We start from the raw sequence: 22,868 nt of genomic DNA, 5'->3' as shown, positions 1-22,868 counted from the left end.
AGGTGGAGCTCTGGCGCAGGGCCGCCAATCCATGGAATCAGGAGGTCCTGATCGGGATCTCCTTCGACCTGATGTGGGCCGCGCTGATCGCGGGCATCGTCTTCGTGACCGGGCACGCCCTGTGGGTGCGCAGCCTGGCCACCGCCAACGGTCACGGCGATGACGCGCCGGCCCCCCCGGGCCTGCCCGCGCGCATCCTGCGCCACACCTTTTCCGCGCGGGCGTTCCACTGGCTGATGGCCATCTCCATGTTCGCCCTGCTGGTCACCGCCTTCTTCCCGTGGGCGGGGATCCAGTTTCCGTGGGTGACCATTCACTGGCTGGCCGGCGTGCTGCTGATCCTGACGGTCGTCTACCACATCATCCACTCCACCTTCTGGCAGGACTTCTGGTCCATGTGGGTGGGCAGGGACGATGTGGAGACCGCCAAGCGCGAGGTGAAGCGCTTCTTCGGCAAGGAGCAGCCGGAGGGCCCGAAGGCGGCCAAGTATCCGCTCGACCACAAGATGTACCACCACGCCATCGTGGTCGTTACCTTCGCCGCCGTGGCCACGGGCGTGCTCATGATGTTCCGGGTCGACACCTGGTTCTGGGCGCGCAACCCCTACATCCTCTCGGATGCGATGTGGGGCGTGGTCTACGTGGTGCACGGGCTGAGCGGCGTGGCGCTGATCTCGCTGGTGATCGCGCACATCTACTTCGCGATTCGGCCCGACAAGTGGTGGATCACGATGTCGATGTTCAACGGCTTCGTGAACCGGAAGGACTACCTCGAGCACCACGACCCCGAGCGCTGGGCAGGAGACGGCCCGCAGGGGCAGCTGCCGGAACAGACTTGACCCGGAGCGAGTTGCGCGCCCGCATCGAGGCGATCGAGGAAAGCTACGAGTTCTTCCTGGCCTACGCGGCCCAGGGAGCTGCGGGTACAGGCCCTGGTGCTTCCAGCGGTCAGGTGCGGCAGTTCCTCGCCAGGACCGAAGAAGCCCTCGATGGACTGGGCGAAGGGGTTGCGGCCCTGGCGGAAGCGGCGGGGCTGACGCCGGCTGCGGCGTATCGCGGGATGGCCGAGGTGCTGGGCCGGGATGCGGAAAGCACCCTGGCGGCCGTGCAACTGGTCTCCGCCCAGAAGTGGGTCAGCTCCCAGCTCATCGACAACCTGAACGCCTCCATCCACTTCCGGGCCTTGCTCACCGACCTCTTTCTGATCGACGAGATCCTCGATATCCAGGATGCCGCCCGGGGGACCAACCCGTGAGAACTCGACATACCTATGCCCTTGCGGGCCTGATCGCGCTGGCGTGCGGCGGCGGTGCCGCCCCGATGCCCCAGATGGCCACCGACCCGCCCGCGCCCGAGCGGGCCGACCCTGTAATGGAGGCCGACACCCCCGCGCCGCCGGCCCCTCCCGCTGTCGCTGTTGCCCCGCCCCAGGTCGCCGGCCTCGACACCGTGCGCGCCGGCCGCTTCGACAACGGGCGCATGTGGACCTTCGAGAACCCTCCCGCCGACTACCTGCGCGACGCGTACGGCATCGACGCTGACTCGGTCTGGTTCCGCCGGGCCCGATTGGGGGCGCTGCGCATCCCCGGCTGCTCGGCGTCCTTCGTGTCGGGCGACGGGCTGGTGCTCACCAACCACCATTGCGCGCGCGAGCACATATCCGCGGTGTCCCGGGAGGGAGAGAGCCTGCTGGACGACGGGTTCTACGCGGAGAGCATGGAGGAAGAACGGGCGATCGAGGAATTCGAGGCCGACCGGCTCATCGCGATCCGCGACGTGACGGCGGAGATGGACGCCGCTCTCGAGGGCATCAACGAACCCCAGGCCCGCTCGCAGGCGCGCGCATCGGCCGAGGAGGAGATCGCGGCACGCATCTCGGAGGAATACGGGGGCGAGGACGCCGGCTTCGAGGTGGAGATGGTCTCGCTCTACAACGGCGGACGCACCTCGGCCTACGTCTTCCGGCGCTACACCGACGTGCGCATGGTGATGGCGCCCGAGTTGTCCGTCGGCTACTTCGGCGGGGACCCTGACAATTTCACCTACCCGCGCTACGCCCTCGATTTCACCTTCCTGCGCGTCTACGAGGACGGCGATCCGCTCGACACCAGCGACAACTTCTTCCGCTGGAGCGAGACCGGGGTGGAGAGCGGCGATGCCGTGTTCATGGTCGGCAATCCCGGCTCGACCAGCCGCATCCAGACCGTGGCCGAGCTCGAATTCCGGCGCGATGTCTCCGACAAGGGGCTGCTCGCCTTCGTCAACAACCGCATCGACGCGCTCGAGGCCTTCTACGACATGGACCCGGAGGCCGGCGAGGCGATGGATCTGCGCAACACCATCTTCTCGCTGATCAACACGCAGGAGGCCTATGGGGGGATCCTGCGCGGGCTGCACGACCCGGTGATCCTGGCGAAGCGCCGCGACCAGGAACGGGCGTTCCAGGAAGCGCTCGAGGCCGATCCCGAGCTCGCGGAGGAATACGGCGGGCTGATCGCACAGATCGCGGAGCTGCAGGAGCGGAAGGCCCTGGTGGCCGGCGGTTTCGGGTCGTTCCTGGCCTTCGCCAGCCCGGACTACGAGAGTGCGGTGCTGTCACGCGCGCTCTTCGCCTTCCAGTACGCCAACGGGTCGCGCGCCGGAGCGCCCGCCGAGGCGCTCGAGGGGGTGATGACCTCGCTGAGCGAAGTGCCGGGGCAGCCGGCGGCGCTGCAGGAGCTGCTGCTGGCCGCCCGCCTGCGCGACATCTCGGCGAGTTACGGCCCCGATTCCCCGCTCGCCACCAGCGTCCTCGGCGGGCGGAGCCCGGAGGATGTCGCCGCCTCCATCGTGGCCGAGAGCGTGCTCGCGGACTCGGCGGGCGCGGTCGACGCCGTCCGCAGCGGCACAGCGGGCATGGGCGACCCGGCGATGCTGCTCCTGGGCGCCCTCATCTCGGGCATCGGCCCCTTCCAGCAGGCGCTCGGGCCCATCTCCGCCGAAGAGGAGCAGATCGCGGCGGCGCTGGGGCGGGCGCGTTTCGAGGTCTACGGGACCGATGTCCCTCCCGACGCCACCTTCTCGCTCCGCATCGCCGACGGCGTGGTGTCGGAGTACGAGTACAACGGCACCTTCGCCCCGGTGGTGACCACCTTCTACGGCCTCTACGACCGCCACTACTCCCATATGGCGGGAGGGACCGGGGACGGCGAGTGGGATCTGCCCGGGCGCTGGCTCGATCCGCCCGGCGACCCCGACCTGTCCACGCCGATCAACTTCGTGTCCACCAACGACATCATCGGCGGGAACTCGGGCTCGCCCCTCGTCAACGCGGAGCTGGAGCTGGTGGGGCTGGCCTTCGACAGCAACACCGAGGGGCTCTCCGGCGAGTACATATTCCTGACCGACCGCGCGCGCGCCGTGTCGGTGGACGTGCGCGGCATCCTCGAGGCACTCGAGGAGGTCTACCTGGCAGACCGCATCGTGGAGGAGCTGCGCAGCGGGGGGTGACCGACTACCAGATCACCCGCACGCCGTAGTCGGCCATCAGGCGGTCGCGGGTCACGAGCGCCAGGTCTTCCGAGATCGCTTGCGCGACCAGCATCCGGTCGAACGGATCCCGATGCCACCAGGGCAGCGTGGCCACAATGCCGCAATGGGCGGGCTTGATGGTAAGCCAGCGACCGTGCATGTGTGCCAGCCCGGACTCGATGATCTCGCGCCAGTCGGGGTCCAGATCGAGGCGGTCCAGACTGACCTTGATCGCGATTTCCCAGAGGCTGACGGTGCTCACGAAGATTCGCTGGCCGGGAGCCTTCAGGACCTCCCGCGCTTTCCGACCCAGTTTCTCCGGCGAATCAATCGCCCAGAGCAGCGCGTGCGTGTCGACGAGCAACCGCACTCACCGGTACTCCGCGAAGTCGGTCAGCGGCTCATCGAAATCGTCGCCAATGCGCCGGACCAACCCCCTGCCTGTGCCCAGCGTGGGCCTGTCCCCCACACCGGGGAGGACGACCAGCCGCACCAACGGCTTGCGCCGCTTCGCGATGATGACCTCTTCACCCTCCAGCGCCAGCTTGATGAGCCTGGAAAGTTGGGTCTTGGCCTCGTGGATGTTGAATTGCATGGCGACCCCTCCGTAACTTGGTCATGTAACCTAGTCATGTTGGGCGAAGGGCGCCAGTTTGACTACCGGTGCCGAGCAAGATCCACGGGGCTACAGCCCCGTCCGCAGATAGCCCCGGACAGCCGACACCGCGCGCTCCACGTCCGTGTGCGAGTTGTAGAAGTGGGGCGAGAGGCGCACGCCGGTGCGGTCGCTCCCGCCGCGCGACGCAGCCACGACGCCGTCGTTCTCCAGCGCGCCCACTACATCGCCCGGTGAGAGTTCGCCCGGGCGGAAGGTGACCACGGCCGCGCGCCGCGAGGGCTCCTGCGAGGTCCACATGTGCACGCCGTCGAGAGCGGAAAGCTCCTCGACCAGCGCGGTCGCGAGCTCGCGGCTGCGGGCCTCCACCTCGGCCATCGTGATCTCCTGCAGGAACTCGATCTGGGCACCGAAGGCGCGGATGGCGGGCTCGTCGCGCTGGCCCAGGCCCTCGTGCGTGCGCGCGAGACCCCGTGACCCGGTGTAGGCGCTGTACATGGTGGGCCAGAAGCGGTCGTGGACGCGGGCGTTCACGTACAGCACCCCGGTCTCCTTGGGGCCGCAGGGCCACTTGTGCGCGCTTCCGGTATAGAAGTCGGGCTGCACTTCGGAGAGGTCGATGTCGAAGAGGCCGAAGGACTGGGCGCCGTCGACGACCGAGAACACGCCGTGCTCGCGCGCCAGTGCGCACAGTTCGCGCGCCGGGAAGAGGTCCCCCGCGGTGTTGGTCAGGTGAGTGAACGAGATCACCCGGGTACTCGGCGTGATCGCTTCACGGAACGCCTGCACGTAATAGTCGGCCCCGGGATGCGGGCTCGCCGGCTCGATTTCACGCACGGTGTAGCCGAAGCGCTGTCCCTTGGCCTTCCAGGCGAGGTTGTTGCTGGGGTGGTTGTCGCGCATGATCACGACCTCGTCGCCCAGCCCCAGTTGCAGGCCGGTCGAGACCCAGTTGTTCGCCTCGCTGGTGTTGCGCGTGATGAGGATCTCCTCGGGGGTGACGCCCAGGAATTCGGCCAGACGGTCGCGGGTGGGTTCCTTCACCCGGGCCATCTCGCGGCGGAAGCTCGGCACCGGCTCGCGGTCCATGCGCTCAGTGTAGTCGTGCACCGCCTGCAGCGTGCTCGCCGGCGACGGGCACAGGTTGGCCGCGTTCATCACCGACAGCTCGGGCGGCATCAGGAAGCGGGCGCGCACCTCGTCCCAGTCCACTGCACGGCCGGCGCCGGCGCGGCGGGCGAGCGGCGAGGACGGGGTCCGCCGCGCGAGACCTTCGAGCGCGGGATGGCCGAGGAGGGCGGCAGATCCGCCAGCGGCGAAGAGACGGGCGAAATCGCGGCGATTCATGGATGAAGCAGGCATGCGGCCCTCGCGGTTCCGGGGTTCAGCGGCATCTGAACTGAATAGTACGCCCGGCCCGGCGCGCGCGCGATTCGTCCGCCTGGTCGGTACGCAAACGAACGGGCCGGGGCCTCGAGGCCCCGGCCCGTCGGCGCGCTGTCCCCGCTGATGTCCCCTACGGAATCAGCTTGTTGGCGAAGTCTCCCGCGCGGAAGATGGAGATGTCGTCCAGCGAAACGTAGTCGCGGAGCGCAGAGTTGACCTCCTGCAGCGTCAGCGCTTCGATGGCCGCTTCCCGGGCGGCGGTGAACTCCATCGTCCGGTTGGTGAACAGGTTGTTGCTGAGCTGGCCGGCGAGGGTGCGGTCGTTCGAGCGTCCGTTCTGCTGCGCGTCCAGGAACCCGCGTTTCGCCGCATCCAGTTCCTCCTGGGTGAACCCTTCCTCCAGAGCCTTGCGCAACTCGTCGCGGAACGCGTCCACCACCCTGTCGCCGTTTTCAGGGGCGAAGATGGCGTAGGTAAGGAACAGCCCGCCATCGTCGACCGGGGGCACCGCCAACTGCGAACCCACGCCGTAGGAGAGCCCCTCCTCCTGGCGGATGCGGGTCGGCAGACGCGAATTCAGGAACCCGCCCCCCAGCATGAAGTCGGCCATGCGCAGCGCCGGATAGCGGGGATCGTCGTCGCGCATGCGGAACGTGGTGACGGCCACCATCCACGCGTTCGCCTTGTCGGGGGTCTCGATGTCCATGCTGACGGTTTCGACCTCCAGGTACGGATCCGCGACGCGCTCGTAGGGCTCGGGCGCCTCCCAGCCGCCGAACACCTCCTCCAGCACCCCAAGCGTCTCATCGGGATCGAAGTCTCCGACTACGGCAATGGTGCCGCCCTCGGCTCCGTAGAATTCGGACCAGAACGCCCTGGCCTCATCGACCGTCGCGGCGTTCAGGCGCTCGATGTCCTCCTCGAAGGTGGTCGAGTAGCGCGGATGTTCCTCGGGAAACCGGTTCAGGTGCCGGTTGAAGGCCTGGAAGACCAGCGCCTGGGGCTCCGACTGCTGCTGCTCGATCGCCGCCAGCCGCTCCTCGCGCAGCAGGTCGAACTCGTCGGGATCGAAGGCGGGCTGGCGAAGCACCTCGCCGGCCAGACGGAGGACGGCGGCAAGGTTCTCGCGGACCGTGGTGAACGTTCCGCTGGCGGACAGCGCAGACCCGCCAACGCCGCCCTGCGCTCTCAGGCGATCCAGCTCGTCGCTGATCTCCTGGCGCGAGCGCTGGGTCGTGCCGCGCATCAACATGGATCCCGCCAGCGATCCGGCCGTGGCCCGTCCCATGAGCGCGGCTTCGGTGCCGTGGCGGAAGGAGAACTGCACGTTCACGGCGTCGCCGCGGTTCTCCTTGGGCATTAGCGCGACCTCCACGCCGTTGGACAGCGTCGTGGTCACCGTGCGTTCGTCGATGTTGGCAGGCGTCGGGTCGAACGCCTCGCCCTCGGCCACGGCCTCGCGTCCGGTGTAGTTGGCGACCAGCGCAGCCACGTCGGGCGGCTCCGGGATCTCGGCCCGGGCCGGCGTCCCCTCCGTCGGGTAGAAGTAGCCGATGGTACGGTTGGAGGGTTTCAGGTAGGCCTGCGCCACCTGGTGAACGGCGGTGGGCGTGACCTGCTCCAGCCGGTCGCGGTGCAGGAAGAAGAGGCGCCAGTCGCCCATCGAGGCCCATTCGCTCAGCTGCAGCGCGATCCCCTGCGGGTTGTTGAAGGCCAGCTCAATGCTCGACAGGTAGTCGGTCCGGGCCCGTTCCACCTCCTCGTCGGTGGGCGGCGCCTCGACCATCTCGTCGAGGGTGGTGAGCATTGCGGCCGCGGCGTCCTCCAGCGAGTCCTCCTGGCGCACCTGGGCGGCGGCCATCAGCACGCCCGGCTCGTTGAGCTGGTAGCCGAAGGCGAACGCGTTCGCCGCGAGCCCGGGCTCCACCAGGTTCTGGTAGAGGCGCCCGGCAGGCCGGGTCGCGAGGACGTGGGTGAGCACGTCCACCGCAGCGTACTGCTCGTGGGATCCGGGCGGAACGTGGTAGGCGGCCATGACCAGTTGCACGTCGCCCACGCGCCGCAGGGTCACCGTGCGCTCGCCGTCCTGGGCGGGCTCCGCCGTGTAGGTGTGGAACAGTTCGTTCGCCCCGGTGCGATCCGGACGCGGGATGGCGCCGAATTCCTCGGCCACCAGTTGAATGGCGTACTCCGGTTCGAAGCGTCCTGCGATCACCACCAGCGCGTTGTCGGGCTGATAGTACTTGCGGTAGAAGGCCTGCAGGCGCTCGATCGGCACGTTCTCCAGGTCGGCGCGTGCGCCGATGGTGGAGTTGCCGTAGTTGTGCCAGTCGTAGGCCGCCGACATGACGCGCTTCTGCAGCACCGCCATGGGCTGGTTCTCGCCCGACTCCCACTCGTTGCGCACCACGGTCATCTCGGACTCGAGATCCTCCTGCGCGATGAACGAGTTGACCATTCGGTCCGCCTCCAGGTCGATCGCCCAGGCCAGGTTATCCTCCGAAGCCGGGAAGGTCTCGAAGTAGTTGGTGCGGTCGAACCAGGTGGTGCCGTTGGGGAACGCGCCACGCTCGGTCAGCTCGTCGGGGATGTTGGGATGGTCGGGCGTCCCCTTGAAGACGAGGTGCTCGAGCAGGTGCGCCATCCCGGTCTCGCCGTACCCCTCGTGCCGCGACCCGACCATGTAGGTCACGTTGACCGTGATCTGCTGCTTGCTCTGGTCGGGGAACAGGAGGAAGCGCAGGCCGTTGGCCAGGCGGTACTCGGTGATGCCCTCGACGGACGCCACCTCCGTGACGCCCTCCGGCAGCTGCTGCGCCGCCGCGGCCTGGGCCGTCGCGGCCAGGAATGCGGCGACGGCGGCGGTCCAATGGGGAACATGCCTCACGTTCAGCTTCATCAGTCTCTTCTCCAGAAAAATGCGCCGGGGTGATTTCTCGGACTTGGAAACAGACTTGATACTACGCAGGAGACGGGATGTTCGTTTTCCCGGCGGCGCGCAGGGTGTCGGGCGGCGGACCCTGGCGATCAGCGCTCCAGCAACCCTTGCGCGCGGGTTTCGCGCACCAGCCGGACGAACTCGCGCCTGTAGCCTTCCTCGTCGTTGCCGAGGGCTCGCCGCGCCAGCTCGAGAACGTCGCCGAGCGCAAGGTCTCCGACATGCTCCGACGTTCGCAGCAGCATGCCGAAGGCAGCCACCGACGCGGCGAAGCGCATGTCGCCGGAGCCGTCGCCGCCCCTGTCGAGGAACGCCTGCTGCACGAGAACGCTCCTCGAATCGTCGGGCCGCTTGTAGCGAAGCTGGACGAATCCGAGTTCGCCAGATGCCGCCCGCCCGGTGATGTCCGCGCGGCCGCGATAGCGCAGCGGGGGCGTATCCGCCACATCAGGGCCGTCGATGCCGGACGGTACGATCTCGTAGAGTGCGGTGACGGTATGACCCGCCCCGAGTTCCCCGGCATCCTTGCGATCATCCGCAAAATCCTCCGCGCGCAACGCACGGTTCTCGTAGCCGATGAGCCGGTACGCCTGCACCTCGCGGGGATTGAACTCGACCTGCACCTTCACGTCCTTCGCGATGGTGAAGAGGGTGCCGGCGAACTCGCTCACCAGGACCTTGGCCGCCTCGCGCTCGCCGTCGATGTAGGCGTAGCTGCCGTTCCCGTGGTTGGCCAGCTGCTCCATCTTCGAGTCCTGCAGGTTTCCGGTGCCGAAGCCCAGCACGGAGAGGAAGACGCCTGATTCGCGCTCCTTTTCGATGAGGCGAATCATCTCCGCGTCGCTGGACGGTCCCACGTTGAAGTCGCCGTCGCTGGCGAGGATCACCCGGTTGTTCCCTTCCCCGTTGAAGTTCTCGCGCGCCACCTCGTAGGCGAGCCGCAGTCCGGCGCCACCGGCAGTGGAGCCGCCCGCCTCCAGCCTGTCGATCGCGAACAGAATCTCGCTCCTGTTCTCCCCGGAGGTGGGAGGCAGGGCGAGCCCGGCCTGGCCGGCGTACACCACGATCGCGACCCGGTCGCCGGGCCTCATCTGCGCGACCAGCAGGCGCAGGGACGACTTGAGCAGGGGGAGCTTCGCGGGCGGCTGCATCGACCCGGACACGTCGATCAGGAAGACGAGGTTGCTCGCAGGCAGATCTTCACTGGCGATGTCCCGGCCCTGGATTCCAATGCGCAGCAGCCTGTGCGCCGGCTGCCACGGCGCCGTGCCGACTTCGGTGGTGAGCGAGAAGGGGTGGGCGCCCCTGGGCGACGGGTAGTCGTAGGTGAAGTAGTTGACCAGTTCTTCGATGCGGATGGCGTCGATGGGGGGACGCATTCCCCTCTCGATGAAGCGCCGCATGTTGGCGTACGACGCCCGGTCGACATCGATCGCGAAGGTGGACAGGGGATTGTCTTCAACGCCCAGGAAGTCCGCTTCCTCGATGTGGGTGTAGGATTCGGTGTTGAAGGGCGGCCGGGGAGGCCGGACGGGACCCGCGTCCGCCGCGACGGGTGCGAATCCCGCGCCGGAGACCCGTCTCGCGGCGTCGACGCCAACCGCTTCCCGTACCGCCGGCTGGCCCGAGGGCGGCGGTGGAGCAGGTTGTCCGGACGGTGCGATCCGCATTTCATGCACGAACGTCATGTCGGCGCCCGGAGTCATCGCCAGATCGACGCGGGTGGCCGGGCCCGAGATGCGAACGGTGCGCTCCAGGCTCTGATACCCCGGCATCTCGGCGCGCACCTCCACCTCGCGTCCGTCCCAGCCATCGCCCGGAAGGATGAAGCTGTACTCGCCCCCGTCGCCGGAGAGGACGGAGGTCGTCTGGCCCGAGATGAACACGCGGGCGCCGGTCAGGGACTCGCCGGTGCCGGCATCGGTGATCCGGCCCGACACGGTCGCGCGCGCGAAACTCAGGGGGGCGAGTTCGGTCTCTGCCGGCGCGAAGAACCAAAGGCTTGGGGCGAGAACCCAGGCGAGAGCTGGAACGGGCATGGCATCTCCGAGTCCGGAACGGCTGGCTGCGGGTTCGTTTCCTACTCTGGACGGGCCGATAGTGGTCCCCCGCCGGGCATCCCGCCGCGGCGGCGTTACCTTGGAGCACGCCAGGCCGCTACCTCTTCCCCGACCGCCACCCATGCAACCCACTTCAGAGCAGTTGGCCCGCCTTGCCGAGGCCGATCCTCGCCTGGGGGCCGCGATGGCCCGGATGCCCGAGTTTCCGGACTTCTCCAGGACCGCCCGCCGCTTCTCCGGCTTTCACTACCTGTGCCGGTCGATCATCTACCAGCAGCTCGCGGGAGCCGCCGCGAAGACCATCTACGGACGCGTGCACGCCCTCACGCCCGGACCCAACTTTCCCACTCCCGGGGAGTTGCTGGCCCTGCCGGAAGAGGAGCTCAGGGGCGCGGGGCTGTCGCGCAACAAGATGCTCGCGCTCACCGATCTGGCGCGCCGGGTGGAGTCCCGGTCGCTCCGCCTGCGCGGCGTCTGGCGGCTTTCGGACGACGACATCGTCGAGCGGCTGACCGAGGTGCGCGGCATCGGCGTCTGGACCGCGCAGATGTTCCTCCTCTTCAAGCTGGGACGGCTGGACGTGATGCCGGCGACCGACCTCGGGGTGCGGGAGGGCCTGCGCCGGCTGGACGAGCTCGACGAACGGCCCGCACCGAAGGCCGTTCTGGAGCGCTCGGAGGTGTGGAAACCGCTCCGGTCGGTGGCGAGCTGGGTGCTCTGGCGCCTGACCGACACGCCGGCGCCCTGACCGAGTGATGGGCGCGAGCCTGTTGCCGTGCCGCCGGGTCTTGCCGGAATATGTGTCGTACATCCCCATCATTCCCTGAGGACGGAACCCCATGCCCGTCTACCTTCAGTACTACTTCTGGCTGATCGCCGTCTCGCTGTTCTGCTTCCTGCTCGAGCGGCTCTGGCCCTGGCGCAGGGAACAGCGCGCGCTGCGGCGGGGCATCTGGCAGGACCTGTTCTGGCTCGTGTTCAACGGGCACTACCTCGGGGTGCTGCTGGCGATGGTGACGGGCCGGCTGGTGCAGGCCTTCAACGGAATGCTGTTCGAGATGGGCCTGCCGGTGCCCGAGTCGCTGGCGCTGGTGACGTCGCAGCCGCTCTGGCTCCAGTTCGTGGTGTTCTTCGTGGTGAAGGATTTCGTGGAGTGGAATATCCACCGGCTGCTGCACCTGACGCCGTGGCTGTGGGAGTTCCACAAGCTGCATCACAGCATCGAGGAGCTGGACTGGATCGGGAACTTCCGCTTCCACTGGGGCGAGGTGGTGGTCTACAAGACGCTCTCGTACCTGCCGCTGGTGGTGCTGGGCGTGGATGGGACCGTGATCCTGCTGATGGCCATCGTGAGCACGCTGATGCAGGACCTCAACCACTCCAACCTGCGCATCGACTGGGGGCCGCTCCGGTACCTGTTCAACTCGGCGAAGATGCACGTGTGGCATCACGACGTGGTGCAGCACGGAAGGGGCGGTCAGAACTTCGGCATCGTGCTGAGCGTTTGGGACTGGATCTTCCGCACCGCCTACTGGCCGGCCGACCAGGAGCAGCCCGAGCGGCTCGGCTTCGAGGGAATGGAGGAGACGTATCCGCGCTCGCTGGCGGCGCGGCTGGTGTATCCGTTCGTGAAGTGGCGTCGCTGATGCCCGACGGACGGTAGCGCCCGCCGATGACCACAGCCGGGAAGGAAGGACAGTTCTCGTTCGATCTGGAAGGGGAACTGGCGCGGGCGCCGATCCGCGACGAGGCCGATCTCTCCCCCGGCGGCCGCCCCGGCCTCGACGGCGCCGCCACCCTGGTGCGCTCGCTCGCCCGCATCTCCGCCCGACACCCCCTTGACCGCAAGGTGATCGTGTGTCGGACCGGCGGTGAGGGCCGCGAACTCCTGCGCCAGCTCGCCCTCCGCGCCGGCTCGTGGGTGGGGTTCGAGGCCACCACCACCCGCATGCTCGCGATCACCGTGGCCGGCCCCGCACTGGCCGCGCGCGCAATCCGGCTCACGGACGCATTCGACGAGGAGGGGCTGCTCGACGAAGCCATCGACGAAGTGCTGCTCGGAGGCGAGGAGGACGCACACGCCCGACTGGCCCGGGGGGCGGGGATGCGGCGGGCGCTCGCGCGCGCGGTGACGACCCTGCGACTGGCCGGAGTGCGGGCTCGGAAGCTCGCCGGCGCGCCGCTGGCCGATCCCGCCAAGGCGCGCATCCTGTCCCGCGTCCTGGCCGCGTACGAGGGGCGGTTGCGGCAGCGCAACCTCACGGATACGGCAGGCGTCTACCGGGCGGCGGCATGGGTGCTGCGGTCGGGCGAGGAGGCCGACCGGACTGGCGCTGAAGCCGACCGGGCGGGCGCGCTCGCGGGCGAGCGTGTCTACCTGGTGCCCGGAATCGAACGCCGCGGGCTGGCCGGCCGCTTCCTGTCCAGGCTCCAGCGGCGGGGCGCGGAGGTGCTGGAGGCGGATCCGGTGCAGGGGCTGGCGGTCCCCGGTTCCATGGTGTGGCGCGCGGCCCGGGAGGGAGCCGGTCACCTGTCTCACCTGCACGACGTGGAGGGAGCCCCGGCCACCATCGAAGGGGACGCGCCCCCCGACTCGCCAGACCCGGGCGCCACCCTGGACATCTTCGTGGCCAACAGCGTCGAGGCCGAGCTGCGCGAGGTGATGCGGCGGGCGCGCGAGCGGGGCCTGGGGTGGGACGAGCTCGAGATCGTGGCCACGGATCCGGGCGTGTACGGCTCCGCGCTGCACGCGCTCGCGGAGCGGATGGGCGTCCCGGTGACCTTCGCCGCGGGACTGCCGGTGGAGCGGACCCGCCCGGGCCGGGTCGCGGCGGCGTACTTCCGCTGGATCGAGGGCGGCTTCGATGCCGGGGTGGTGCGCACCCTGCTCTACGCGAGCGACCTCACCGCGCCCCGGCCCAACGAATGGATTCGCGGAGCCACGCTCGCCCGCCGGCTGCGTTCGCTGCGCATCGGGTGGGGACGCGACCGCTACCTCCCGGCCATCGAGCGGGCCCTGGCGGAGGTCGACGGCTACCGGGCCGGAAAGTACGAATCGGACGAGCAGCTGGAACGCCGCAAGCAGCGCACCCGCCGCGAGCTCCGGGGATTGCGCGGCCTGCTGGCTCCCGCGCTCGCCGCCACGCCCCCGGTCTCCATGGACTCCGGGGCGGGAGGCGCCCCGGTGTCGCCGTCGCAGGTGGCCCGCGGACTCCGCCGTTTCCTGGCCCGCACATCCCCGGGGACCTCCGTTGACGACACCGCGCTCGAGCGCATGACCCACACCCTCGAGCGCATCGAGACGGCCCTCGTCCGCCAGACCGACTACCGCGCCGCCGCCGCCATCGTGCGCCGCCACATCGCGTTCCCCGTGCCCGCCCCGCGCGCGGAGGGGAGCGCGCCGTGGAGTTCGGCGGGTGGGGCGCTCTACCTGACCGACATCGGCAACGGTGGCCGGACGGGCCGGCGCGCCACCTTCGTGGTCGGCCTCGACGCCCACCGCCTGGGCGGCTCGGCCACCCAGGACCCCTACCTGCTCGACCGCGACCGCATGCAACTGGCCGCCTCCGACCTGCCGCTCTCCACCGACCGCGTCCGCGAGCGGCGCTTCCGGCTGGCGGCGCTTCTCGCCCGCCTGCGTGGTTCCGTCTGCCTGAGCTACGCCGCCTGGGATCCGGCGGAGGCGCGCGCGGTGTCGCCGTCCGCGGAACTCCTGCAGGCCCTCCGGCTCATGCGGGACGATCCCGCGGCCACGTTCGAGGACCTGGAAGCGCACGTGCGCGAGCGCGCCGGTCTCGTCCCCCGGCGCCCGGTGCGCCTCGACGCCACCGATGTCTGGCTGGGATCGCTCGAAAGGAATGGCCGCCTTCTGGACGGCGAGGCGATGGTTCGGGAGGCTTTCCCTCTCCTCGGGGCCGGATTGCGGGCGCGCGACGCGCTGGCCGGCGACGTGGTCACCGCCTTCCACGGCCAGACCACCCCGCGCCCGGAACTCGACCCGCGCAGGAATCCCGAACTCGCGGTATCCGCCAGCGCGCTGGCCGCGCTGGGAGCCTGCGCGAAGCGCTACTTCTACGGCTACGTGGCGCGCGTCTGGCCTCCGGACGATCCCGCCTACGACCCCGAGGGCTGGCTCGACGCCCTGGGGCGCGGGAGCATCCTGCACCGCGTGTATGAGCGGGCGCTGACCGAGGCCCGCAACGAGGACATCGGCTACCACGAACCGGCGTTCGAGAGCCTGGTCGCGGCGATCCTGGACCAGGAGGTTGGCCTCGCGGTACGCGAGGTGCCGGCTCCAAGCGATGCCGTGCGCGCGCGCGAACTGGAGGCACTGGCGGGCGACGCGGAATCGTTCATCGACATGATCCGGCAGAGTCCGCCCGCCTGGATCGCCACCGAGCGCGCCTTCGGGCTCAGGGGCGAGGACCCGCTTCCCTTCCCGACGCCCTCCGGCGACGTGCTGGTGCGCGGCGCCATCGACCGCATCGACAGGCTGGCGCGCGGGCTGCGGGTGGTGGACTACAAGACCGGCGGCACCTTCAGCTTCGCCAGCAAGAGGGGCATCTGGGACGGCGGGAGGCGGCTGCAGCATGTCATCTACTCGGCGGTCGCGAGCCGGTTGCACGACGCACGGACCCTGGCCATGGAATACCACTTCCCCACGCGCAAGGGCGAGAACCAGACCCGCGCCTACTCCGCCGACGACCTGATCGCCGGGCCCGAACTCGTCGCCCGCCTCCTCGACCTGGTCGCAGGCGGCCATTTCCTCCCCACCGACGACGCCGGCGACTGCCGGTTCTGCAACTACCAGGCGATCTGCCGTGTGCGCGAAACCGACTTCGGCGCTAACTCCCCGCTGGCGGAGTGGGTGAAGGAGCGCATCGGCGACGCCCCCGAACTCGCCGGACTGCGCGCGATCCGCAACTGGGACCACGAGGGGGCCGGGTTCCTGCACGCGCTCGAAGCCCGGGCCAAGCCCGGAAACGCGTCATCGTGAACGCGCCGGAAGCCTCCCGCGCGGACCTGGACCAGCGACCTGCGCCGGTCGACGAAGACCAGCGCCAGCGCGTTCGCGCCGAACTCCGCACCAGCTTCCTGGTCGAAGCCGGCGCCGGCTCCGGCAAGACCACGCTCCTCGTCGACCGGATGGTGGCGCTGGTCGAGAGCGGTGAAGCGGAAGTGGCCCGGATCGCGGCCGTCACCTTCACGCGCAAGGCGGCAGCGGAGCTGCGGGAACGATTCCAGGTGGCGCTTGAGCGTCGCTACCGCGAGGCCCGCCCCGATCCGGCCGAAGGCGAGCGGGCGGCCCGGCTCCGCGACGCAATCGACGGCATCGACCGCGCGTTTCTGGGCACCATCCACGCCTTCTGCGCGCGTCTGCTGCGCGAGCGCCCCATCGAAGCCGGCCTCGACCCGGAGTTCCAGGAAGCGCAGGAGGCCGAGACCCAGCTCCTGCAGGAACGCTTCTGGACGAGCTTCGTCGAGCGCATCATCTCCGACTCGGATCCCCTGGTCGAGGAACTGGCGCGTGTGGGGCTCCGGGTGGACCAGTTGCGCAAGGCCTTCGACCAGATGGTCGAGAACCTCGATCTCGAGTATCCCGCCGACCCTGTTGCCGCGCCGGGACCCGAGGAGGCGCGCGGAGTGCGCCGCGTGCTGGAGAAGCTGCTCGACCGGGCCCTCGCCCTGATTCCGGATGATGAGCCTGAACGCGGATGGGATGCGACCCAGCAGATGGTGCGCTCTCTCCGCTACACGCGCCGTTTCCGCGGATGGGACGACCTCGCGGCGCTCTTCGATGCCGCCGAGAAGATGTCCTCGGGAAAGGGCTTCACGCTCAACCGCTGGCCACAGCCGACCCCGGAAGGCTCGGCCGAGGTCAAGCGGCTGAGGGACGAACTCGCTGTCCTGGGAAGCGAAGACGGCCCGATCCGCAAGCATCTCGACCGCTGGCTGGCGCATCGCTATTCGATGGCGATCAGGCTGGTGCGGCGGGCGGCCCTCGAGTTCGCAGAGGAGCGTCTGCGCATCGGGCTGCTCAGCTTCCACGACCTCCTGATGCTGACGGCGCAGCTGCTTCGCGAGCATCCCGAGGTGCGCCGGGATCTGGGGGAACGCTACCGGTACGTCCTCATCGACGAGTTCCAGGACACCGATCCCATACAGGCGGAGCTGCTTTTCCTGCTCGCATCCGAGCCCGAGCCGCAGGCGGGGGATGCCGGACGCCGGCCGGCGGACTGGCACACCGTGGTTCCGCGCCCCGGCGCGCTCTTCGTCGTCGGGGATCCGAAGCAGAGCATCTATCGCTTCAGGCGCGCCGACATCGCCGTCTACAACCAGGTGCGCACGCGCTTCAGGGAGTTCGGCGCGGTCCTCCGGCTCATCACCAACTTCCGCTCGCGCCAGACCGTTGCCGACCTGGTCAACGACATCTTCGACGATCCCGCCCGCTTCCCCCGGGAGGAAACCGACCGCCAGGCGTGCTTCGCGCCCATGGTGCCCTACCCGAGAGCGCCCAACGGGCCGGAGGGGGTGTTCCACTACCACGTGCCCAAGGCACGGCGCAATGCGGACGCGGCACGGCTCGAAGCGGCGATGCTTGCGAGCTGGATCCGGGCGCGGCTCGACAGCGGCGAACGCACGGCGGGCGACTTCCTGGTGCTGACCCGGAAGAAGGCCCACCTGGACGCGTACGCCCGCGCGCTCGAGGAACGCAACGTGACCATCGAGGTCTCAGGGGCGCAAGCGGGACCGGAGGAGGAGTTGCGCGAGCTCGTCCTCCTGCTCGAGACCCTCATCGACCCGGGAAACCCCGTGAACGTCGTGGCGGTGCTCACCGGGCTCTTCTTCGGCCTCGACCACGAGCAGCTCGCGCAACATGCCCTGGCCGGAGGCAGATTCGACTTCACCTCCAGGTCCCGGGATCGGGATGGGGATGTTTCTCCCCGGGACGAGGACATTTCTCCTCGAGACGCGTCCGCGACGGAGGTGGTGGAGGCGATCGCGACGCTGCACGAATGGTGGAAGGAGAGCCGCCGGGAGCCCGCCGACATCGTCATCGGTCGCCTGGTGGACCGGCTGGGGCTGATGCCCTTCGTCGCGAGCAGCACCCTCGGCACGCTGCGGGCCGGGATCATGGCCTACGCGCTGGATTCGGTGCGGGCGGAGGCCCTGCGGGGCAACGCGTCGCTCGCCGGGGCCGTCGAGGCGCTGCAGGCGGCGCTGGAGTGGGAGGACGCGGAAGCGCCCTTCGATCCTGGCCACGGCGATGCCGTGCGGGTCATGAACCTGCACAAGGCCAAGGGCCTCCAGGCCACCGTCGTCGTGCTCGCCAACCCCGCGCAGACGGTCTCCCACACGCGCCGTCTGCATGCCCACACCCGCCGCGGCGCGAGAGGCGGGGCGGAAGCGTTCGCGGCCGTCACCGCGCCCGCGGGCCCCTTCAGTTCATGGACGCTCGCGCAGCCGCTCGAATGGGCCGCGCTCGCGCAGGAGGAGGTGCGGTTCCTGGAGGCCGAGGAACAGCGCATCCTTTACGTGGCGTGCACACGCGCGCGCGAAGAACTGGTCGTCGCGCGCAAGCACGGGAAGTCCTGCTGGGGCATCTTCGACGGATGGCTGGACCGGCACGCCAAGGTGCTGCAACTGGCGGCGGACGTGCCGCAGTCGCGGGAGCGCATGGCCCGAAGCGCCGAGGACCTGCTGGCCGAGACGGAGGCGGCCGAGACCGGAATGGCCGAGGGGGCCCGGCCGTCTTACGAGTTCGCGTCGATCACCGAGCTGGCGAAGGGCGGCGAAGGGGAAGTGGGCGAAGCCGCGGTGCCGGACACAGCCGAGGCTCGTGGCGAGGACGCCGCCGCGCAGCCGGGGCGGACGGATGGCCCGGGCACTCCGGACGACCCGGCAACTCCGCCCGCCCCGGATCGCACGACCCTCCGCGGCTACGCGTGGGGCAGCGCCGTGCACGGCACCCTGGCGGCCGCAGCCCAGGGAGTCGAAGGCGAGGCGCTCGAGTTCGTGGCACGGGCGCTTCTGGTGGAGCACGAGCGTCCGCTGGACGAACGCGGCGCGCCCGCCGAGTTGGATGAACTCATGTCGCTGGTGGGGCGCGTGCGCGCATCCGAACTCTGGCGCCGTGCCGAGCGCACCGACATGCGCCAGCCCGAAGTGCCCTTCGCGGTGGAGCGACCGGCGGAGAACGGCGGCATCCCCCGACTCGTGGAAGGCGTGATCGACCTGGCCTTCCGCGAGGCCGACGGCTGGGTGATCGTGGACTACAAGACCGACGTGGGCGACGATCCCGACTTCCCCCGCCGCCGCCGCGCCTATCGCCGCCAGGTGGACCTGTACGCGGAGTGCTGGGAGAGGGTCACAGGCGAACCGGTCAAGGAGAAGGCACTCCTGTTCACGACCATGGAGGAGGAGGAACGGTGGTAGCTCCCATTCGCATCCGCTTCATCGGCTGCGGCGACGCCTTCGGCAGCGGCGGACGGCTGCAGACCTGCCTCTGCGTCGAGTCCGACACCGATCGCTTTCTGGTCGACTGCGGCGCTTCGGCGCTGGTGGGGCTCAGAAAGTTCGGCGTGGATCCGAACGCCATCGACACCGTGCTCGTCACCCACATGCACGGCGACCACTACGCCGGCATCCCCTGGCTGGCGCTCCAGCGGGCGGCCGCCGGGGTGAAGCGACCCCTTGGAGTCCTCGGCCCCGAGGGCACCGCCGGACGCCTGCCACGGCTGGCCAGCCACCTCTTCCCGAGCGCGTCGCCTCGCCCGGACCGCTTCAACCTCGTAGTTCGCGAATACGCATCCTTCCGTCCCACGACCCTGCCACTCGCCTGGCCCAGCGGGCTGACCGTGACCGGCTATCCCATGACCCACGTCCCCGCGACCAACCCGCACGCACTCCGCATCGAGGTGGAGGGCAAAGTCATCGTCTTCTCGGGCGACACGGCGTGGGATGACAACCTCATCGATGCTGCCGCCGGGGCCGATATCTTCATTTGCGAGGCCTGGAGCCTGCGGCCGCGCGCCCCTGTCCACCTGGACATCGAGACGCTGCGGGCCCAGCGCTCGGACATCGACTGCGAACGCATCATCCTCACGCACATGGGCGACGACGTGCTCGCCGCGCTGCCCATCGAGGGCTTCGAGGCTGCGGAAGACGGGATGGTGGTCGAGGTTTGAGGGGGGCGGCGCCGTTAGACCGAATCGGCGCAAATCCACTACGGAATCGGCGCAAAACACCATTTGAATCACCTCGGGAGCACTCTATGTTTGATGTTGAAGCGCCTCACCACGCCGCAACGAGGCTCGCCTGCCCATCCCGATCAAGTGAGCACCGACGATGAGTCTTGATTCCATTCTCGGGGTTGCCACGATCATCCTCGCCATCATCACGGCCGCCGTCGCGCTGGCTGCCGCTCTCGTACCGGGCCTGCGCGCGATGCGGCAGGAAATGGGCAAACTCGGCGAGCGCATGACTCGGCTGGAAGAGGGAATGGCCCGACTCGAAGGCTGGTTCGGGGGATTCCTGCAGGGGAAACGGGAAGCGGACGTCTAGCCGTCTTGCGCTCTCCCCAACGACGTGCGCGAGCATCTCGATCTCGAACCGGGCCAGAAGCTTCAGGCCATCGGCTACAAGGGGCGGATCGAACTGATCCCCGTCGAGCCCATCGAAGCGTCGCGCGGGTTTCTGCGCGGGATCGACACGTCCGTGCCGCGCGAATCGGACCGGCTGTGGAGTTCAGGAAGCGGGGCGGAACCGGCTCCGCGGATTGACTAGAACGGCTGGAACCCCGGCGAGCCGAAGCGCTCCATCGACAGGTGCTCGGCGATGGGCCATGCGTAGGCCGCGGCGACGAGGATGGCGGCGACGATGAACCACAGGCCGAAGCGGTCGAGGATGGGGGCCTTGCCGTTTTCGCCCTGGAGCGGTTCGGCGAACTCGATGGGCTCGGGGTCGATTCTTCTTCCCGCCAAGCCCGTGCCGAGCATCACGGCTACGTAGCAGGCGGCGCTGATGAACAGCAGGATGCCGCCCACCGCCGAGATGCCCGTGCCCGCAACCCACTGCTGCGCGATCTCGCTGCCTCCGTAGCTGGCGTCGTAGACGCGCCGCGGCATGCCGGCGAGCCCCGTCAGATGGTTGGCGATGGAGAAGAGCAGCATCCCGCCGAACCACAGATAGGGCTGGATGCGCGCCAGCAGCGACAGCTCGAGCTCGCGGCCCGTCAGCCGGGGCAGGAGGTAGTACGATGTCCCCATGAACGTCAGCGCGACCGCGGTCCCCACCGTCAGGTGGAAGTGCCCCTGGATCCACGCGGTGTTGTGCACCATGGCGTTCATGCCGTAGGCCGCGTTGATGGCCCCGCCGAATCCGCCGACGGCGAACATGAGCATGGCCAGCGCGACGCTCGAAAACGCCGGATCGCCCCAGGGCAGCTCCTCGAGCCAGTTCAGCAGGCCCCTGGCGCCCTTCATGCGGCCCGCGACCTCGAACGACGCGATGACGGTGAAGGCGGTGACGAAGCTGGGGAAGAGGATCAGCTGCGTGTTGAATGTGTGGAAGAGCTTCCAGCCGGCCGACACACCGGGGTCGACGAGCTGATGGTGGAAGCCCACCGGCGTGGACAGCAGGATGAACAGCACGAACGCCAGCCGGGCCAGCGGATCGCTGAACAGCTTCCCGCCCGCGATCCTCGGCGTGATGGTGTACCAGATGACGTAGGCCGGCAGCAGCCAGAAGTAGACCAGCGGGTGGCCGAACCACCAGAAGAGGATGCGCGCCAGCAGGGGGTCGATGGTGTCGACGATGCCCAGCGACCACGGAATCAGCAGGATCAGCACTTCGGCCGCCACGCCGATGGTGGCCAGCACCCAGACGATGATCGTCGCGAGCATGCCGTGCACGGGGAGCGGCGTGCGCACCCCCGGATTCTCCCTCTTCCAGATCATCCAGGTGCGCGCCATCACCCAGCACCAGCCCCACGAGCCCACGACCACGAGCGCGGCCCCGATGTAGAACAGGGGATGGGCCATCAGCGGAGGATAGCCCATTGGGCCGTCGTCGGGTCAATGGATCGGGGACGTCCGCGCGCCGCGTCCCGAATTCACATGCGCGTGTCCCGTTCTGCCATTGACGGGCGGTCGCACGCCATTGGCGGTGTTGTTCGCCAGGGGTCGGAGGCCGGCCCGCGCCGTGTCCCGAATTGGGCGTCAAGGGTCGGCGATGCCCGCCCGCGCCGCGTCCCGAAATCACATGCGCGTGTCTCGTTCTGCCATTGACACGCCCGGATATCGCAACTCCCCGCTGGCCGAAGCCAGGAAGGCCCGAAGTCACATTCAGCTGTCCCGTTTTGCCATTGACGAATCTGGGTTCCGCGATGTGGCGAACTCCGAGACGCCATCCGCCTTGGCCCGCCAGAGGCGCTGCAGGACTCGCTGACGGCATTCGCAGGCGGCTTCCTCCTTCGAAGGTCTCCCAACCCCGCTTCGGCCACTACAGGGCATCCTGAAAGGCCGATTTCGGCAGCGTTATATTTGTACGTAAGTCACTGTCCAATTTCACGTTGGGAGGACCGATGATCGCATCGGCGAACTCCTTCTGCGACGCTCGCCGAAGGTCTTTTCCGGGGCCCGCGATGGTGCGGGAACCGACGGGTGTCCGGCTCGACGCCAACCCTGCGCCGTCCGGTCCCGAGCCCTCGGGAGACGACGACGAACTCCGCAAGCTGGGCGAGCGCATCGCCGAATTGGCGGCCCGCATCAACTCCGCCGAGGCGCGCATGATGACCCTCATCGCCGAGTTCGACCGGCGGGGCGGGTGGAAGGACGGCGGCTACTCCTCCTGCGCCGAATGGCTGGCCTGGAGGACCGGCACGAAGATCGGGACGGCCCGCGAACGGGTGCGGACCGCCCGCGCGCTCGAGCGCCTGCCTCAAACCGCGGACGCTCTGAAACACGGCACCATCTCGTACGCCAAGGTGCGGGCGCTCACCCGGGTTGCGACCCCCGAGCGCGAGGCGGAGCTGCTCGAGTTCGCGCGCGCGGGCTCGGCGGCGAAGCTGGAGCGGACGGTGCGCATGTGGAAGAAGTTGTCGCGCGATGCCGAGCTGACGGCCGAGCAGGCCCGGCGCCGCGGTCGCACCTTTTCGGTCTTCGTGGACGGCGACGGGATGTACGTGGTGAAGGGCCGGCTCGAGCCGGAGGTCGGGGCGATGCTGATGCGGGCGGTGGAGGCGGCGTCGGATGCGCTGTTCCGGCGGGTGCAGGCAGGTTGGGATCTTGTTGTAACAGTTGAACTTGGAAGTTCGGTCGACCGGATTCCCGCTGTTTGACTCCCGCTAGAGGGATTC

General features: G+C 69.0%; 17 protein-coding genes. 11 read left to right on the top strand and 6 right to left on the bottom strand.

Annotation, left to right across the window (positions count from 1 at the left end; all coding sequences use genetic code 11):
* Positions 1–2: 2 nt before the first annotated feature.
* Genes OXU32_08345 through OXU32_08335 form a run of 3 tightly spaced genes read left to right on the top strand, consistent with a single transcriptional unit; the run spans position 3 to position 3,489 of the window.
* Positions 3–839: a cytochrome b/b6 domain-containing protein gene (locus OXU32_08345; protein ID MDE0073976.1), complete on the top strand. Its 837-nt coding sequence runs from the start codon at positions 3–5 to the stop codon at positions 837–839.
* Entirely contained in the window at positions 836–1,255 is a 420-nt protein-coding gene (locus tag OXU32_08340; protein ID MDE0073975.1) for a hypothetical protein, read from the top strand. The genes OXU32_08345 and OXU32_08340 overlap by 4 nt, the downstream gene beginning before the upstream one ends.
* Positions 1,252–3,489, top strand: coding sequence for a S46 family peptidase (locus OXU32_08335; GenBank protein ID MDE0073974.1), 2,238 nt, complete (start codon positions 1,252–1,254; stop codon positions 3,487–3,489). The genes OXU32_08340 and OXU32_08335 overlap by 4 nt, the downstream gene beginning before the upstream one ends.
* Positions 3,490–3,493: 4 nt before the next feature.
* On the opposite strand, the gene OXU32_08330 is transcribed toward OXU32_08335, so the two are convergent.
* The 5 genes from OXU32_08330 to OXU32_08310 form a co-directional block, all read right to left on the bottom strand.
* Positions 3,494–3,880, bottom strand: coding sequence for a type II toxin-antitoxin system VapC family toxin (locus OXU32_08330; protein MDE0073973.1), 387 nt, complete (start codon positions 3,878–3,880; stop codon positions 3,494–3,496).
* On the bottom strand, positions 3,881–4,105 hold the full coding sequence (locus OXU32_08325; protein ID MDE0073972.1) for a type II toxin-antitoxin system prevent-host-death family antitoxin: 225 nt from the start codon (positions 4,103–4,105) through the stop codon (positions 3,881–3,883).
* Positions 4,106–4,195: 90 nt separating this feature from the next.
* Positions 4,196–5,488, bottom strand: a complete 1,293-nt coding sequence (locus OXU32_08320; protein MDE0073971.1) for an aminotransferase class V-fold PLP-dependent enzyme — start codon at positions 5,486–5,488, stop codon at positions 4,196–4,198.
* Between the two features lie 154 nt (positions 5,489–5,642).
* Positions 5,643–8,411: a pitrilysin family protein gene (locus OXU32_08315; protein MDE0073970.1), complete on the bottom strand. Its 2,769-nt coding sequence runs from the start codon at positions 8,409–8,411 to the stop codon at positions 5,643–5,645.
* A 128-nt stretch (positions 8,412–8,539) separates the two neighbouring features.
* Positions 8,540–10,489: a von Willebrand factor type A domain-containing protein gene (locus tag OXU32_08310; protein MDE0073969.1), complete on the bottom strand. Its 1,950-nt coding sequence runs from the start codon at positions 10,487–10,489 to the stop codon at positions 8,540–8,542.
* Positions 10,490–10,631: 142 nt separating this feature from the next.
* On the opposite strand from OXU32_08310, the gene OXU32_08305 reads away from it, so the two are divergent.
* The 7 genes from OXU32_08305 (at position 10,632) to OXU32_08275 (ending at position 20,296) form a co-directional block, all read left to right on the top strand.
* On the top strand, positions 10,632–11,258 hold the full coding sequence (locus OXU32_08305; protein MDE0073968.1) for a DNA-3-methyladenine glycosylase 2 family protein: 627 nt from the start codon (positions 10,632–10,634) through the stop codon (positions 11,256–11,258).
* Between the two features lie 91 nt (positions 11,259–11,349).
* Entirely contained in the window at positions 11,350–12,156 is an 807-nt protein-coding gene (locus tag OXU32_08300) for a sterol desaturase family protein (GenBank protein ID MDE0073967.1), read from the top strand.
* A gap of 26 nt (positions 12,157–12,182) precedes the next feature.
* Positions 12,183–15,506 (top strand): PD-(D/E)XK nuclease family protein, encoded by a 3,324-nt coding sequence (locus tag OXU32_08295; GenBank protein MDE0073966.1) that lies wholly within the window; start codon positions 12,183–12,185, stop codon positions 15,504–15,506.
* Entirely contained in the window at positions 15,503–18,946 is a 3,444-nt protein-coding gene (locus OXU32_08290) for a UvrD-helicase domain-containing protein (protein ID MDE0073965.1), read from the top strand. The genes OXU32_08295 and OXU32_08290 overlap by 4 nt, the downstream gene beginning before the upstream one ends.
* Entirely contained in the window at positions 18,940–19,698 is a 759-nt protein-coding gene (locus OXU32_08285; protein MDE0073964.1) for an MBL fold metallo-hydrolase, read from the top strand. Before OXU32_08290 ends, OXU32_08285 begins: the two co-directional genes overlap by 7 nt.
* Before the next feature lie 160 nt (positions 19,699–19,858).
* Positions 19,859–20,074 (top strand): hypothetical protein, encoded by a 216-nt coding sequence (locus OXU32_08280; protein MDE0073963.1) that lies wholly within the window; start codon positions 19,859–19,861, stop codon positions 20,072–20,074.
* Between the two features lie 24 nt (positions 20,075–20,098).
* Positions 20,099–20,296 carry an AbrB family transcriptional regulator gene (locus tag OXU32_08275; protein MDE0073962.1) on the top strand — a complete coding sequence of 66 codons (198 nt, stop codon included), beginning with the start codon at positions 20,099–20,101 and terminating at the stop codon, positions 20,294–20,296.
* Here OXU32_08275 and OXU32_08270 read toward each other — a convergent pair.
* Positions 20,293–21,570, bottom strand: coding sequence for a cbb3-type cytochrome c oxidase subunit I (locus tag OXU32_08270; protein ID MDE0073961.1), 1,278 nt, complete (start codon positions 21,568–21,570; stop codon positions 20,293–20,295). The genes OXU32_08275 and OXU32_08270 overlap by 4 nt on opposite strands.
* Before the next feature lie 524 nt (positions 21,571–22,094).
* Here OXU32_08270 and OXU32_08265 point away from each other — a divergent pair.
* Entirely contained in the window at positions 22,095–22,850 is a 756-nt protein-coding gene (locus tag OXU32_08265; GenBank protein ID MDE0073960.1) for a DUF222 domain-containing protein, read from the top strand.
* Positions 22,851–22,868: the final 18 nt, after the last annotated feature.

Source organism: Gammaproteobacteria bacterium (genome assembly GCA_028819075.1).
GTDB lineage: Bacteria > Gemmatimonadota > Gemmatimonadetes > Longimicrobiales > Gaopeijiaceae > BD2-11.
This window is presented reverse-complemented; position numbering and strand designations above follow the sequence as displayed.